The organism is Saccharothrix luteola (assembly GCF_020859565.1).
GTDB classification, from domain to species: domain Bacteria; phylum Actinomycetota; class Actinomycetes; order Mycobacteriales; family Pseudonocardiaceae; genus Actinosynnema; species Actinosynnema luteola.
In genome coordinates this window covers 134,827-148,510 of record NZ_JAJHUO010000011.1, presented here as the reverse complement: position 1 = coordinate 148,510, position 13,684 = coordinate 134,827, and the positions used below count along the sequence as shown (strand labels likewise).

Genomic DNA, 13,684 nt, shown 5'->3' with positions numbered 1-13,684 from the left:
CGGTGAATGACCAATGTGGGCCGAATCGGGCAATGCATACCGCCATGTGGTCCACGTCGAGTACGGGAGAAGGGGGCAAGTCGTGGACTGGTCCTGTCCTGGAGTGGTGTCGATCCAGAGGATCGCCGCCGGTGACGCGGTCGACCGGCACCTGTCGTGGGCGGTCCTGGTCACCAACGACCTCGTCGTCGCACCTGCGCCGCTCGACTGGTTGCGCGACCCGGAGGTCGACTTCGAAGTGCTCGTCGCCTCCGCCCGGCACGAGGGGCCGGGCGTGGTGGAGCGAATCCGAGTGCGGCGGGCGGACATCGTCGGGCTCGACAAGGCACCGAGCGGCGCTGCCGCCATCCTGCAACTGGAGCACCGCTCGCGCCATCGACCGGACACCGGCGGGTTCGAGCGCGACGAGTTCGAGGCCGTCCTCGCCGAGGAGGTCGACATCTGGCAAGCGCTGGCCACGGTCGGTGCCGTACCGCGAGACCTGCTCGACCAGGAGGTGCGGCCGGTCCTCGGCCCGGTGGCCTCCTGGGAGCGGGCACGCCGGGCGAACTCGGTCCACGAGCGCCTCTACACGCGGAGTGAACTGGTCGGCCGGTGGTGCTGCCCGTTCAAGTGCTGTGCCGACTGCGTCGGGAGGTGGTGGTGATGGCGGCGTTCCGCTTGCCGGGCCGGGTCGTCCTGGTGGACGGGGTGGTCGCGCTCCTGGTGTGCGGGCTCGACCTGCTCATGTCGTGGAGCCCCGGCCGCGACGCCGAGTTCGGCGTCTGGGTCGGACCCGTGTACTCGGCGGTCGGCTACCTCGCGCTGACCGTGCGTCGGCGCCACCCGATCCCGGTGTTCTGCGTCATGGCGCTGCACAGCGTGACCGCCGCACTGATCTTCCACGCCTACATCCCCAACCTCGGCGTCTGGCTGGCCCTCTACACGGTCGCGCAGCGGTGCGAGTTGAGGAGCGCGCTCGCCTGCCTGTTCGCCGCGGCGGTCCCGGCGGCCGTCAACGTGGTCCACACGGTCAGCCGACAACCGCCCACGAACCGGGTGGACGCGCTGATCGGTGTGACCTCGGCGCTCGTCGTGTTCAACGGCGCCGCGTTCGGCATCGGCCGGTGGGTGGGGTGGAGCCTGCGGCAGCGCCGGATCGAGGCGGAGCGGGCGGCGACGGACGCGGTGGCCGACGAGCGGTCGCGGATCGCGCGCGACTTGCACGACGTGGTCGCGCACGCGGTCACCATGATGCTGTTGCAGGCCGGGGGAGCGGCGCGGTTCATCCGGGCCGATCCCGAGCGCGCGCAGCAGGCGCTCGGACACGTGGACGCGTTGGGACAGCAGGCGATCGTCGAGCTGCGCCGCATGCTGGGCCTCATGCGCCCCGAACTCGGCGGCGCATCCGGCGGGCCGTCGACGCTGGCGGGCCTGCGCCGGCTCCACGACCTGGTGGCGAGCACGCGCACCGACGACCTGCGGGTCGAACTGACCCGGACGGGGGAGGAGTACCCGCTGGAACCGGGGGTGGACCTGTGCGGTTACCGGATCGTGCAGGAGGCGTTGACCAACGCCACCCGCTACGCCCGACCGGGCACCACCGCCCACGTGACGGTCGAGTGGCGGCCCACGACGGTCGAGTTGGCCGTCGTCAACCGGGTGGCGGGGCGACCCGCTCGGACCCTGGCGACCGGGCACGGGGTGCTCGGGATGCGGGAACGGGCGCGGGCGATCGGTGGCCACCTCACCGCGGGCGTCGAAGGCGACGGGATCTTCGCGGTGCGCGCCACGCTGCCCACCGGGGGTCGGCCCGCGGTCGGCTCACCGGCGACCGCCGGAGGCGTCGGTGGGTGACCACGGGCAGATCCGCGTGCTCGTCGCCGACGACGAGCCACCCGTGCGCGCCGGCCTGGCCATGCTGATCGACTCCGAAGACGACCTGGTCGTCGTCGGCCAGGCGGGCAACGGGTTCGACGCGGTGGAACTGGCCCGCACCGCGCGGCCCGACGTCGTGGTGATGGACGTCCGCATGCCCGGCAGCGACGGCGTGTACGCGACCCGGCACCTGGTCTCCGAGGAGTTCGTCGTCGATCAGGCCTTCACCACCGCGGTGCTCATGCTCACGACGTTCAACGACGACACGGCCGTGCACGACGCGCTGCGGGCGGGCGCGTCCGGGTTCTTGCTCAAGAACACCGCGCCGAGCGCGCTGTGCGACGCCGTGCGCCACGTCGCCGCCGGGCACGCCTGGCTCGACCCCGTGGTGGCGCGCCGGTTGCTCGCGGAGTTCGCATCCCGGCCGGATTCCGTGCTGCCTGTGCCCGCCGAACTGGCGCGACTGACCCTCCGCGAAACGGAGGTGCTGATCCTCGCGGCGCACGGCCTGCCCAACGCCGAGATCGCCGCCCACCTCGTGATCAGCGAGGCGACGGTCAAGACCCACGTCTCCCGGGTGCTGACCAAACTGGACCTCCGCGACCGGTCGCAGGCGGTCGCGACGGCCTACAAGTGCGGGCTCGTCCACCCCGACGACCGTCCGCCTCACCGCGCCGGCTGACCGAAGCGTCCACTGTGGAGTAATGAGGGTCGCTCGGTTTCACACCTGTGATCCACCGTCGACCGGCCGACCCCTGCGTCGGTACTGCTGGTCGATGGCCTTCAGTCGACGTCGGTTCGGTCTACCCACCGACCGAACGCCCGCTGGTCATCAGCACCGCCGCGTCCGTGGCGAACACGGGAAAACTGCCGGCCCGGCTCGCCCGCTGACCAGGCGTCCGACCTCCGCCGCGCTCAACTCTCCACCGGTCGCGACGCCAACCACAGCTGGTGCTCCCGGCTGATCGCCTCCTCGGCCTCCGCCACCGCCTCGGCCCACGACGCCTCGTCCGCGTCCAGCACCTTCGCCCGCACCAGCACCAACTCGCGCGCCGCCAGCGAGTACCCGGTCGCCTGGGACGAGTGCCGCCGGGTCGCGAGCCACGCCGCGCCACTGGCGACCGCGGCGGCGAGGATGCCGGAGGCGTCGACGTCCCACACGCCGAACGCACGCCCACCCGCGAGCACGATGGCGAGCACCTCGCCGACGATCAGCGCGATCCGCCACTGCATCGCCCGCCGACGGTCGGCCCGCGCCTTGGCCGTGTACCACCGCTTCTGCTCCTGGAGCCGGTTCTCCAGGTACGTCGTCCGCCGCCGCTCGAACGGCGCCTCCCGCAACGCCGTCATCGCGGCCGTGGCCGACGGGTCGTCGCTGTCCAGCGGCAGCCGCTGCTCGCTCTGCGCGACCACCTCGCCCACCCGTTCCTGGAACAACGCCCTCGGCCGCGCCACGTCGGTCGAGAACGGCGCACCGGCCGCCGCGTACCGCCAGGCCAGCGTCTTGATCGACTCGGCGACCGCGCGCCCGGCGTACCAATCACGCTCCGGCTGCTGCGTCCACAGCAGGATCTCCATCACCAACGCCACCGAGAACGCCACCAGCGCCAAGAGCCCCCACGGGTGGACGGCGGTCTGGCGCTCCCACTCCAGCGCGCCGCCGACGGCCGCCACGACCGCGCTGATCAGCCGGGTCCGGCTCCACGTCAGCGCCAGCCGCTGCCCGCGCCGCGACGCGCGTTCGGCGTCGTGGAAGAAGCCGGGTAGGTCGGCATCGGTCATGTGCCTCCATCCGTGGCGCGGCCCGGGATCACCGCCCGCACCACGGCGTCCACGCCGGTGCCGGCGCTCGCGATCATCCCACCGGACGGCTCCCACACCGCGGAACGACCCGCGGCCGACTCGTAACCCTCACCCGTCGAGCCCGCGAAACTCGCGATCGCCACCCACACGTCGTGCTCGACCGCGACCCGCCGCGCCCGTTCCGCCACCACACGCGAATCCCATGCGTGTTCCAACACGCCGGCCACGTACACGTCCACGCCCAACGCCACCGTGTCCGCCGCGTGCCGACGCACGCCGGTGTCCTTGCACACCGCGAGCCCGAGCCGCACCCCGTCCACCTCGACGACCGCGGGCGCGTCACCGGGGCGGAAGCGCACCGACTCCCGACCGCCGAGCCACATCTTCCGGTACGCGACCCGCACCCCGGCGGCGGACACCTCCAGCACACCGATGTTCGGCCCGCCGACGGGCCCGCCGGCCCACGTGCCACCCGCCCCGCCGAACGACCCGCCGACCGGCGCCCCCGCGAACGCCACGGTCCCCGTCTCGGCACACGCCCGCACCAACGGCTCCACCAGGTCGAACGGCACCACCGGCGCGTCGAGGTGGTACCCCGTCAACGACAGCTCCGGGAACACCACCACCCGCGCCCCAGCCGCGCGCACCGCCTCCGCGTGGGCCGCCACGTTGGCGGTCACGTCGTAGGGGGTGCAACGCGGCTGGGCGACGGCGATCGTGATCACCCGACGACCCTAACGACCTCACCGACCCGGCCGCGGCACCTTCGCCCAATCGACGTCGGAGGCCAGGTAGAAGCCGGTGTAGGCGGGCTGGTTGTAGGCCGTCTGCTGCCTGGCCACGTCCACCCGGTACTGCGGGTCGTGCATCAGCGTGTAGAGCTTGTGGCCGGTGACCTCCGTGCTCACGTAGATCCGCAGGGCCGTGCTGTCCGCCGTGCGCACCACCAACTCCTCGCGCCAGTCGCCCAGCACGTCCGCGACCAGGGACGGGTTGCCCTTGGTGTGGTTGTTGGTCCGCGTGCCCTCCGCCGTCAGCAGGGTGCCGCGCCGCCAGTCCTTGATCGTCGGCGTCACGTCCTGCGCGCCGTCCACGATCTGCGTGGTCAGGTCGGCCGCCCAGCGGATGCTCGCGTTCGTGCCGGGGATCGCGGTCGACAGCGGACGCCCGTCCGCCGACCACAGCCCCGCCGCGTCGGTGCCGCCCGGCAGCGACGCCCACGTCTCCAGCCCCGGCTCGTCCGGCAGCACGTCGCCGACCATGCCGCGCCCGGTGTCCCGGCCGGTGTACCCGCCGTAGATCACCTCGCCGGTGGCCGCGTCACGCAGCGCGTAGCCGTACGGCGCCGAGGTCCCGCCCTCGTGCACCATGTAGACCTCCATCCCCGGCCGGGCCGGGTCGATGTCGGTCACGTGCAGCGCGTCGCCGTGCCCGAGCCGCGCCACCGCGCCGGGGTTCGCGCTGCCCGGCGGCATCACGCCCGCCGAGTGGTGGAGCACCTCGCCGTCGTGGTCGAGGGTGGACGCCCCGTAGACGATCTCCTGCTTGCCGTCGCCGTCCACGTCCGCCGCGCTCAACGAGTGCGCGCCCTGCGTGGTGAGGGCGCCGTGCGTCGGCGACGTGCCGTCCTTGCCGTGCGCCGGGAAGTTGAACGGGTTGGTCATCGGCACCCAGCCGCTGTCCACGAACCAGTCCTTGACCAGCTTGCGGCCGTTCCACCGGTACGCCGCCAGCGTCGTGCGCGTGTAGTAGCCGCGCGCGAACACCGCCGACGGGCGCTTGCCGTCCAGGTACGCCACCCCGGCGAGGAACCGGTCCACCCGGTTGCCCGGCTCGATCCGGGAGTACGCGTAGTCGCCCCACATGAGCCCGTCGTCGTGCCGACCCGGCTCGTACCGCACCGTCTCCAGCTCGCGGCCCGACTTGCCGTCGAACACGGTCAGGTACTCCGGGCCGTCGACGACGAACCCGGCGAACGCCCGGAGGTTGTTGCGGGTGCTGCGACCCGGCGCGTACACGTCGACGAAGTGGTCGGCCAGCGACCGCGCGTCCGCGTCGGACAACGGGTAGGTGTGCCGGACCGGGATGCCGAACGCCTGCTCCAACGTCGCGGGCCACCGCCCGGCCACGACCTCGGGGTGCGCGTGCCAGCCCTTGAACATCCCGACCACGTGCTCGTAGTAGCCCGCGGGGCTGAGCCGGTAGTCGTCGCTGTGCGAGTAACCCGCGCGCACGTCCTCGCGCGGCATCGTCACGTGCCGCTCCGACACCGCGTTCCCGCGCCGGTCGTAGGTCGTCACCTTCGTCCCCGGCGCGGTCTTCAGCATCATCTCCGAACGGCCGTCGCCGTCGAAGTCGTAGACCAGGAACTGCGTGTAGTGCGCGCCGGAGCGGATGTTCACGCCCAGGTCCACGCGGTGCAGCAACGTGCCGTCGAACCGGTAGGTGTCGATGTAGGTCGGCCCGGTGTAGCCGACCTGGGAGACGTCCTTCGCGTTGGACGGGTCCCACTTCACCACGTACTCGTAGCTGCCGTCGCCGTCCACGTCGCCGACGCTGACGTCGTTGGCCGAGTACGTGTAAGCCTCACCGGCCGGGGTCACGCCGTCCGCGGGCTTGCTCAGCGGCAGGTCGTAGGACCCGCCCGCCCACGGCGACACGGACTTGCTCGCCTCGCCCAGCCGACCGCGGACCACCGGCGCCACCCGGTACTCCGAGCCGCCCTCGGTGTCGAGGTAGTTGGTGCTGTCGGTGACGGTGGCGATGCGGCGGCCGTCCCGGTAGACCACGAACGCCGGCCCGGCCAGGCCGGTGCCGGTGTGGCCGGTGACCTCGTGGCGCAGCAGCCGCCAGCTCAGGAACACCCCGTCGGCGGTGCGCGCGGCGACCAGGCCGCGGTCGAGGCGTTCGAGCCGCGGGCCGTCGGGCGTGGCGGAGGCGGGGGACGAGACGGCGGACGTGCTCAGGACTAGCGCTAGGGCCGCCAGCACGGCGGGCAGGGGTCTGACGCGGGTCATCTGCGGCCTCCCAAAGGGCGCGACGTTGCGCGAGGTGCGTGACGACGCCACACGATGAACCGTTTCAACGAGAAAGGCAAGGCCCGGTGTCGCCGTCGTTTCAGCGCTGAAAAGTCAGTCTTGACGCGATGGTGGGGCTCACCTAGCGTGGTTGAACCGATTCAATCGAACGAATGAGGGTGATGGGACGGATGTCTCGCCGCGGCGGGGGAGGCCTGCCGGTCGCGCTGTGGTCGCCGACCGCCCGGACACCGCTCTGCGACCCCACGCGCTTCGACCCGCCGGTGCGCGGGCGCCGGGCGTGGTGAACACGTTCCTGCCCGGTCGGCGTGATCCCGCCGCCGGCCCTGAGCACCACCGCGATCTCCGGTGACGCCGCGGGTGGTGCTCGCCGGCGCGGCCGGCTACGGGCGGCTGTACCTGCGCGAGATCGCCGCGCTGGAGGCCGAAGGACTGGTGCGGCTCACCGGCGTGTGCGAGGTGAACCCGCTCGACGGCGAGGCGCGACGGCTCGTCGGCGACCGTCCGGTGGACGCCGACCTGGCGGAGCTGATGCGTGACGCGGACATCGGCATCGTGTCCACCCCCATGCACACGCACGTGCCGTTGGCGCGGCAGGTGCTGGCCTCCGGTGCGCACCTCGTGCTGGAGAAACCGCCCACGCCCACGCTGGCCGACTGGCAGGACCTGGTCGACCGGTCGGAGGGCAGGCTGGTCCAGGTCGGGTTTCAGAGCCTCGGCTCGCCCGCGGTGCACCGGCTGGCCGGGCTGATGCGGTCCGGTGCGCTGGGCGAGATCCGGGGCATCGGCGTGCGCGGCACGTGGTCGCGTGACGACACCTACTACACCCGTGCGCCGTGGGCGGGCCGACGTGCGCTCGACGGCGTGCCGGTGGTGGACGGCGCGCTGACCAACCCGTTCGCGCACGGCGTCGCGACCGCGTTGGCGCTGGACGGCAGCACGGGGGTGGACGACGTGCACGACATCGAGCTGGAGCTGCTGCGCGCCCGTGACATCGAGGCCGACGACACCTCGTGCCTGCGGCTGCGCACCCGCAACGGCACGGTCGTCGTGGTGGCCGTGACGCTGTGCGCCGAGGTGGTCCGGGAACCGGTGCTCGTCGTGCACGGCAGCCGCAAGCGCGCCGAGCTGCACTACACCGAGCACCGGCTGGTGATCGACGGCATCGAGGAGCGCCACCGGCACTACTCGCCGCTGCGGAACCTGCTGGACCACCTGGCGGACCCGGCCGTGCCGCTGCACGCGCCGCTGGTCAGGACCGGCGCGTTCATGCGCGTGCTGGAGGCCGTCCGCACCGCGCCCGACCCCATGCCGATCGACCCCGCGTGGTTGCGCCGCAACGGCAAGCGGGTGGACGTCGACGGCGTGGACCACGTGGTGGCCAAGGCCGCCGAGCACCTGCGCACGTTCGCCGAGCTGGAGGTGCCCTGGTCGCCGCTGGGCGGGGTCGCCCGGTACGGCTGGGACGGCGCGCGGCTGCCGCTGGTCGTGCCGCGGCCGGCGCTGCACCCGGTGCGCACGCTCGGCGGGGTCGTCGTCACCGGCGAGCACCCTGACGACCACCCGTGGCACCGGGGCATCGGCCTGGCGCTGCCCGACGTCAACGGGGTCAACCTGTGGGGCGGGCGCAACTACGTGCGCGGTCAGGGGTACGTGCCGGGTGAGTTGGGCCGGGTCGAGGAGACCGGGCCGGGCGAGCTGGCCTGGTGCGACTCGGCGGGTGCGGTCCTGCTGCGCGAACGCCGCCGCGTGGTCGCCGGTGGCTGGGAGCTGGAGTGGACCAGCGTGCTCACCGCGGCGGACCACGTGGTGCTGCACAGCCCGGGCAGCAAGGGCCGGGAGGGCGCGGGCTACGGCGGCTGGTTCTGGCGGCTGCCCGCCCTCGATCCGCGGTCGGTGAGGGTCCGCACCCCCGACGGCGAGGGTGAGGCGGAGGTCAACGGCCGGCCCGCGCCGTGGCTGGCGGTCGTGGTCGGCGATCCCGAGCGGAACCCGGGCGAACGGGCGTGGACGGCCGTGGTGTCCGGGCCGACGGACCCGTGGTTCGTGCGGGTCGGGCAGTACCAGGGCATCGGCTCGGCGCTCGCCTGGGACGAGCCGGTGGTGCTCGAACCGGGGCAGGAACGAGAGATCACCGTGCGGGTGGCGTTCTACGACGGCGTGCGCCCGCCGTGAGCGAGGTAGTCCCGACCATTGACGAGCCTTGCGGCGCAACACCGTTGTGAAACGTTTCAGTCCTGGAGGTTGACGTGCGACGTGTCTGCTTCCTGCTCCGGGTGCGCCCGGAGCGGATGGAGGAGTACCGGGAGCGGCACCGCGAGGTGTGGCCGGAGATGCGGGAGGCGTTGCGGGAGACGGGTTGGGGCAACTACAGCCTCTTCCTGGCCGACGACGGCCTGCTCGTCGGCTACCTGGAGACCCCGGACTGGGACGCCGCCCAGCAGGGGATGCGCGACCGCGAGGTGAACGACCGGTGGCAGGCCGAGATGGCCGAGTTCTTCACCGCACTGGACGGCAGGCATCCCGACGAGGCGATGAGGCCCTTGACCGAGGTCTTCCACCTCGACTGAGGGGTCCGACGTTGGAGTCGGCGCGCCAGGTGGGCGCCGTCGTTGAACCTTTTCAGAGCACCTCCGGGCAGGTGGACCAGCCCATCCGCACCAATTGGGACAGGCGGCCGTGAATCGTTTCATCACTTGACGGCTGCTCGGTGGCAGTGCTCTTATGTGCCGGGCGAGGGCGTTACCCGGCTCATACCTGGGAGCGCTCCCAGAACCTGCGACGAAGGAGCAACGGTGCTCACCAACTCGTTCAGAGTGCGGGCGATCGCCGCCGTCACGGCGATCAGCGCACTGACCGGAGGCCTGCTGGTCGCCGGCGTGGCTTCGGCGGCCCCCGGCTGCGGGGTCGACTACGTGGTGCAGAACAGGTGGCAGGGCGGGTTCTCCGCGAACGTCACGATCAAGAACCTGGGCGACCCGGTCGACGGGTGGACGCTGGCCTGGTCGTTCCCCGGCTCCGAGCGCTTCGGCCAGGGCTGGAACGCGACGTTCGCCGCCTCCGGCGCGAGCGTGACGGCGACCAACGTCGACTGGAACCGGTCGATCCCGACCGGCGGCACGGCGTCGTTCGGCTTCAACGGTTCGGTGACCGGCGACGTGGTCGGCGTGCCGACGACGTTCACCCTCAACGGCACCACGTGCACGGGCGGCGTCGACCCCACGACGACGACCACCACCACGTCGACCACGACAAGCACCACGACGTCCACCACGACCACCACCACGACGACCCCCGGGCCGGGACCGTCCGACCCGACCGGCCGCAAGCAGGTCGAGCGGTTGGACCGCGGCGTGATCAGCGTGCGGTCGGGCAGCGGCAACCTGGTCAGCTGGCGGCTGCTGGGCGGTGACCCGCAGAACGTGGCGTTCAACGTGTACCGGGGCACGACCAAGGTCAACGCCTCGCCCATCACCGGCTCGACGAACCACCTGGACAACGGCGCCGCGGCGGATGCCTCCTACACCGTGCGCGCCGTCGTGGACGGAGCCGAACAGCCGGCGTCCCCGGCGTCGGTGGCGTTCGGTTCCGGCTACCGCGACGTGCCGATCCAGTCGCCGGGCTCCACCTACGTCGCCAACGACGCGAGCGTCGGCGACCTGGACGGTGACGGCGACTACGAGTTCGTGCTGAAGTGGGACCCGGACAACGCCAAGGACAACTCGCAGTCGGGCGTGACCGGCAACGTCTTCATCGACGCCTACCGGCTCGACGGCACCCGCCTGTGGCGCATCGACCTGGGCCGCAACATCCGGGCGGGCGCGCACTACACCCAGTTCCAGGTGTACGACTACGACGGTAACGGCAAGGCCGAGGTCGCGATGAAGACCGCGGACGGCACGCGGGACGGCCGCGGCACGGTGATCGGCAACGCGAGCGCGGACCACCGCAACTCCTCGGGCTACATCCTGGCCGGGCCGGAGTTCCTGACCATGTTCAACGGCCAGACCGGCGCGGCGATGTCGACGGTGAACTACGACCCGCCGCGCGGCAACGTCGGCTCGTGGGGCGACACGTACGGCAACCGGGTCGACCGGTTCCTCGCCGGCACCGCCTACCTGGACGGCGCCCGACCGTCGTTGATCATGGCCCGCGGCTACTACACGCGTGCGGTGATCGCGGCCTGGGACTTCCGCAACGGCACGTTGACCAAGCGGTGGACGTTCGACTCCAACAACCAGTCGGGGTACGCGGGCCAGGGCAACCACTCCTTGAGCATCGCCGACGTGGACGCCGACGGCCGCGACGAGATCGTCTACGGCGCGGCCACCATCGACGACACCGGGCGAGGCCTGTGGACCACGGGCCTCGGCCACGGTGACGCCGGGCACGTGGGCGACCTCGACCCGTCCCGACCGGGCCTGGAGTACTTCAAGGTCTCCGAGGACTCGTCGAAGCCGGGTTCGTGGTTCGCCGACGCCCGCACCGGCCAGCGGCTCTGGACCACCGCGTCCGGCAGCGACAACGGCCGGGGCGTGTCCGCCGACATCCACGCCGGCAGCCCCGGCGCGGAGTCCTGGTCCAACGCCGACGGCAGCCTGCGCAGCCCGAGCGGCGCGAACGTGGGCCGCAAGCCGTCGTCGGCGAACTTCCTGATCTGGTGGGACGGCGACCCGTCGCGCGAGCTGCTCGACCAGACCCGCGTCGACAAGTACGGCACGGGTGGCGACACCCGCCTGCTCACCGGTTCCGGCGTGGCCTCCAACAACGGCACCAAGGCCACGCCCGCGCTGAGCGCCGACCTGTTCGGCGACTGGCGCGAGGAGGTCGTCTGGCGCACCAGCGACAACCGGGCGCTGCGGATCTACGCCACGCCGAACCAGACGGACCGCCGCATCCCGACGCTGATGCACGACACCATGTACCGCGTCGCCATCGCGTGGCAGAACACGGCCTACAACCAGCCGCCGCACCCGAGCTTCCACATCGGGAACGGCATGGCGACCCCGCCGTGGCCGGACGTGCACTACGCCGGCTGACGACCACCCGCTGATCACGTTCCGCTGCCGTGGCCTACCTCACTCGGGGTAGGCCACCGGCATTTCCGGGTGTGAATTCCACGGTCAGGGGGTATCAATCCGGGGATCGAGGGAGGTCACACCATGGGCAAGCACAGACTGGGCCAGTCCGAGGGGCGTCAGTGGGGCGGTCCCGACCTGGTCAACGGCGCGGAGGACGCGTTGGGCCGGTCGGACGGCGAGCAGTCCGAGCAGTCCGCGGCGGAGGGCGTGGAGGACGACTAGGACACCTCGACGTCCGGGTCCTCGGCGACCGAGCGCAGCGGGGTGACGGTTGGGCGTCCCTCGGCCAGCAGCGCCGCGTCGGTGCCGGGCTCCAAGTCGTCCTCGACCAGGACGGCGGCCAAACCGATCGTGCCGTCGTCGCTGTCCTTGATCCGGGTGCGCACCGTGCCGAACTCGGCCAGCGCGGCCCGTTTCGGCTCGCCGACCTCGGCCCGGTTGGGCACGTTCAGGTTGAGCACCGCGCCCACCGGCAGGGCCGCGACCCGGTCGAACAGCGTCGAAGCCACCGCGACGGCGGTCTCCCAGTGGTGCGGGACATCCGGGTCCAGCCCCACGTCGAGGGACACCGCCATGGCGCGCGCGCCGTTGATGGCGGCGGTCAGCGCCGCGCCGACGGTGCCGGAGTGCAACACCGCGCGGCCGACGTTCGCGCCCCGGTTCACGCCGGACAGCACGATGTCGGGCGGGTCGCCGAACGCGCCCTGGGACGCGACCAGCGCGATGAAGGCGGGGTGCGCGGCGACCGCGTAGCCGGGCACGTCCGGCAGCCCGGGCAGCTCACGCCGCTCGACCTGGACGCGCCGGTCGTCCTCGGCGGCGGTCAGGCCCGCGCTCGTGCCGCTGGACTCGCCCGCGGGCGCGGCGATCACGGTCGTCCACCCGTGCGCCACCGCGCCGCGCGCCAGGGCGGCGAGCCCCGGCGAGTCGATGCCGTCGTCGTTGGTGATGAGCACCCTCATGCGTCCTCCCAGCGCCGCAGCCGCACCCGGTCGACCAGTCCGCGCACCACGTCACCGCTGCCGGTGCCGAGCCCGTGCCTGGTCACGTTCACCGCGCCCGCCGCCGCGCCCAGCTTCAGCGACTCCTCCACGGACCGGCCGAGGGCCAGACCCGCGGCCAGGCCGGCGGTCATCGAATCGCCGCCGCCGCGCGTGTCGACCGGGCTCAGCTCCGGCGTCTCCACGAGGTAGTGCGTGCCGTCGAGCCACGCCAGCGTCTCCTCGGCGGCCCGCGACACCACGACCGCGCTAGCGCCGGACTCCGCGACCCGGCGGCAGCCCTCGACCAGGTCGGGCAGCGAGTCGGACTCGGCGAGCCCGTCCTTCACCAGCTCCTCGTGGCTCACCTTGACCACCGTCGGCCCACCCGCGAGCGCGGCGGCCAGCCGTTCGCCGGACAGGTCCACGACCACGCGGCAGCCGTTGCCGCGGAGGTCCCTGGCGAGCCGTTCGTAGACGGAGTCGGGCACCGGCGTGTCGGCCTCGGCGGGGCCGCTCAGGACGGCGACGCCCGCGTTCAGCGCCTCGATCAGCGTCATCTCGTACAGGTCGTCGAGCTCGTGGCGGGACAGCGCGTCGGCGGGCATCCGGACCAGCTGGTCGCGCCCGCCGTCACGCCGGTCGTGCACGTAACCGCCGTTGCGGGCGGTGACGTCACGCGCCTTCAGCTCGACCCCGATCAGGTGCCGCAGCACCTGCCCGGTCTCGCCGCCCAACGCCGAGCACAGCACCACCTCGGCGCCGAGGGACTCGATCATGCGCGACATCCACACCCCCTGCCCTCCGGCGTGGATGTGGATGTCGGGCGTGCCGTCCAGCTCTTCCACCGTGACCGTCAACTCTGGGGACGGCGCGAACACCGCTACTCGACCGGGCATAACGGACACCTACCCGCTCTGCCGTT

General features: G+C 72.4%; 12 protein-coding genes. 7 read left to right on the top strand and 5 right to left on the bottom strand.

Features of this window, described 5'->3' with window-relative positions; all coding sequences use genetic code 11:
* The first annotated feature begins 106 nt into the window (after positions 1–106).
* Genes LNK82_RS17315 through LNK82_RS17305 form a run of 3 tightly spaced genes read left to right on the top strand, consistent with a single transcriptional unit; the run spans position 107 to position 2,539 of the window.
* Positions 107–646 (top strand): hypothetical protein, encoded by a 540-nt coding sequence (locus LNK82_RS17315; protein ID WP_230568017.1) that lies wholly within the window; start codon positions 107–109, stop codon positions 644–646.
* On the top strand, positions 646–1,836 hold the full coding sequence (locus LNK82_RS17310) for a sensor histidine kinase (RefSeq protein ID WP_230568016.1): 1,191 nt from the start codon (positions 646–648) through the stop codon (positions 1,834–1,836). The genes LNK82_RS17315 and LNK82_RS17310 overlap by 1 nt, the downstream gene beginning before the upstream one ends.
* Positions 1,829–2,539, top strand: a complete 711-nt coding sequence (locus tag LNK82_RS17305; RefSeq protein WP_308257227.1) for a response regulator — start codon at positions 1,829–1,831, stop codon at positions 2,537–2,539. The genes LNK82_RS17310 and LNK82_RS17305 overlap by 8 nt, the downstream gene beginning before the upstream one ends.
* 233 nt (positions 2,540–2,772) lie before the next feature.
* Here the strand turns inward: LNK82_RS17305 and LNK82_RS17300 are convergent, their stop codons facing one another.
* From LNK82_RS17300 to LNK82_RS17290, 3 genes are read right to left on the bottom strand one after another with little or no spacing between them, the layout of a single operon-like run.
* On the bottom strand, positions 2,773–3,639 hold the full coding sequence (locus LNK82_RS17300; protein ID WP_230568015.1) for a DUF4231 domain-containing protein: 867 nt from the start codon (positions 3,637–3,639) through the stop codon (positions 2,773–2,775).
* Complete coding sequence (locus LNK82_RS17295) at positions 3,636–4,385, bottom strand: carbon-nitrogen hydrolase family protein (protein ID WP_230568014.1); 750 nt, start codon at positions 4,383–4,385, stop codon at positions 3,636–3,638. The genes LNK82_RS17300 and LNK82_RS17295 overlap by 4 nt, the downstream gene beginning before the upstream one ends.
* An 18-nt stretch (positions 4,386–4,403) precedes the next feature.
* A complete protein-coding gene (locus tag LNK82_RS17290) occupies positions 4,404–6,677 on the bottom strand; it encodes a rhamnogalacturonan lyase (protein ID WP_230568013.1) in 2,274 nt (757 codons plus the stop codon).
* Positions 6,678–7,046: 369 nt separating this feature from the next.
* Here LNK82_RS17290 and LNK82_RS47715 point away from each other — a divergent pair, with 369 nt between their 5' ends.
* The 4 genes from LNK82_RS47715 to LNK82_RS17265 all read left to right on the top strand — a co-directional run bounded on the left by LNK82_RS47715 (position 7,047) and on the right by LNK82_RS17265 (position 12,001).
* Positions 7,047–8,873: a DUF6807 family protein gene (locus tag LNK82_RS47715; RefSeq protein ID WP_230568012.1), complete on the top strand. Its 1,827-nt coding sequence runs from the start codon at positions 7,047–7,049 to the stop codon at positions 8,871–8,873.
* Positions 8,874–8,947: 74 nt separating this feature from the next.
* On the top strand, positions 8,948–9,268 hold the full coding sequence (locus tag LNK82_RS17280) for an L-rhamnose mutarotase (protein ID WP_230568011.1): 321 nt from the start codon (positions 8,948–8,950) through the stop codon (positions 9,266–9,268).
* Between the two features lie 225 nt (positions 9,269–9,493).
* Positions 9,494–11,737 carry a rhamnogalacturonan lyase family protein gene (locus tag LNK82_RS17270; protein WP_308257226.1) on the top strand — a complete coding sequence of 748 codons (2,244 nt, stop codon included), beginning with the start codon at positions 9,494–9,496 and terminating at the stop codon, positions 11,735–11,737.
* Between the two features lie 123 nt (positions 11,738–11,860).
* Positions 11,861–12,001 (top strand): hypothetical protein, encoded by a 141-nt coding sequence (locus LNK82_RS17265; RefSeq protein WP_230568010.1) that lies wholly within the window; start codon positions 11,861–11,863, stop codon positions 11,999–12,001.
* On the opposite strand, the gene surE is transcribed toward LNK82_RS17265, so the two are convergent.
* Positions 11,998–12,741, bottom strand: coding sequence for a 5'/3'-nucleotidase SurE (surE, locus tag LNK82_RS17260; protein ID WP_230568009.1), 744 nt, complete (start codon positions 12,739–12,741; stop codon positions 11,998–12,000). The two genes, LNK82_RS17265 and surE, sit on opposite strands and share 4 nt — an antisense overlap.
* The gene (locus LNK82_RS17255) at positions 12,738–13,658 is read right to left on the bottom strand and encodes a PfkB family carbohydrate kinase (protein ID WP_230568008.1); all 921 of its coding nucleotides are present in this window, start codon (positions 13,656–13,658) and stop codon (positions 12,738–12,740) included. The genes surE and LNK82_RS17255 overlap by 4 nt, the downstream gene beginning before the upstream one ends.
* Between the last annotated feature and the right edge of the window lie 26 nt (positions 13,659–13,684).

Excerpts from the sequence above, each read along its gene's own strand:
- LNK82_RS17310 (WP_230568016.1), top strand. The coding sequence starts at position 646 with ATGGCGGCGTTCCGCTTGCCGGGCCGGGTCGTCCTGGTGGACGGGGTG.
- LNK82_RS17300 (WP_230568015.1), bottom strand. The coding sequence starts at position 3,639 with ATGACCGATGCCGACCTACCCGGCTTCTTCCACGACGCCGAACGCGCG.
- LNK82_RS17290 (WP_230568013.1), bottom strand. The coding sequence starts at position 6,677 with ATGACCCGCGTCAGACCCCTGCCCGCCGTGCTGGCGGCCCTAGCGCTA.
- LNK82_RS17265 (WP_230568010.1), top strand. The coding sequence starts at position 11,861 with ATGGGCAAGCACAGACTGGGCCAGTCCGAGGGGCGTCAGTGGGGCGGT.
- surE (WP_230568009.1), bottom strand. The coding sequence starts at position 12,741 with ATGAGGGTGCTCATCACCAACGACGACGGCATCGACTCGCCGGGGCTC.
- LNK82_RS17255 (WP_230568008.1), bottom strand. The coding sequence starts at position 13,658 with ATGCCCGGTCGAGTAGCGGTGTTCGCGCCGTCCCCAGAGTTGACGGTC.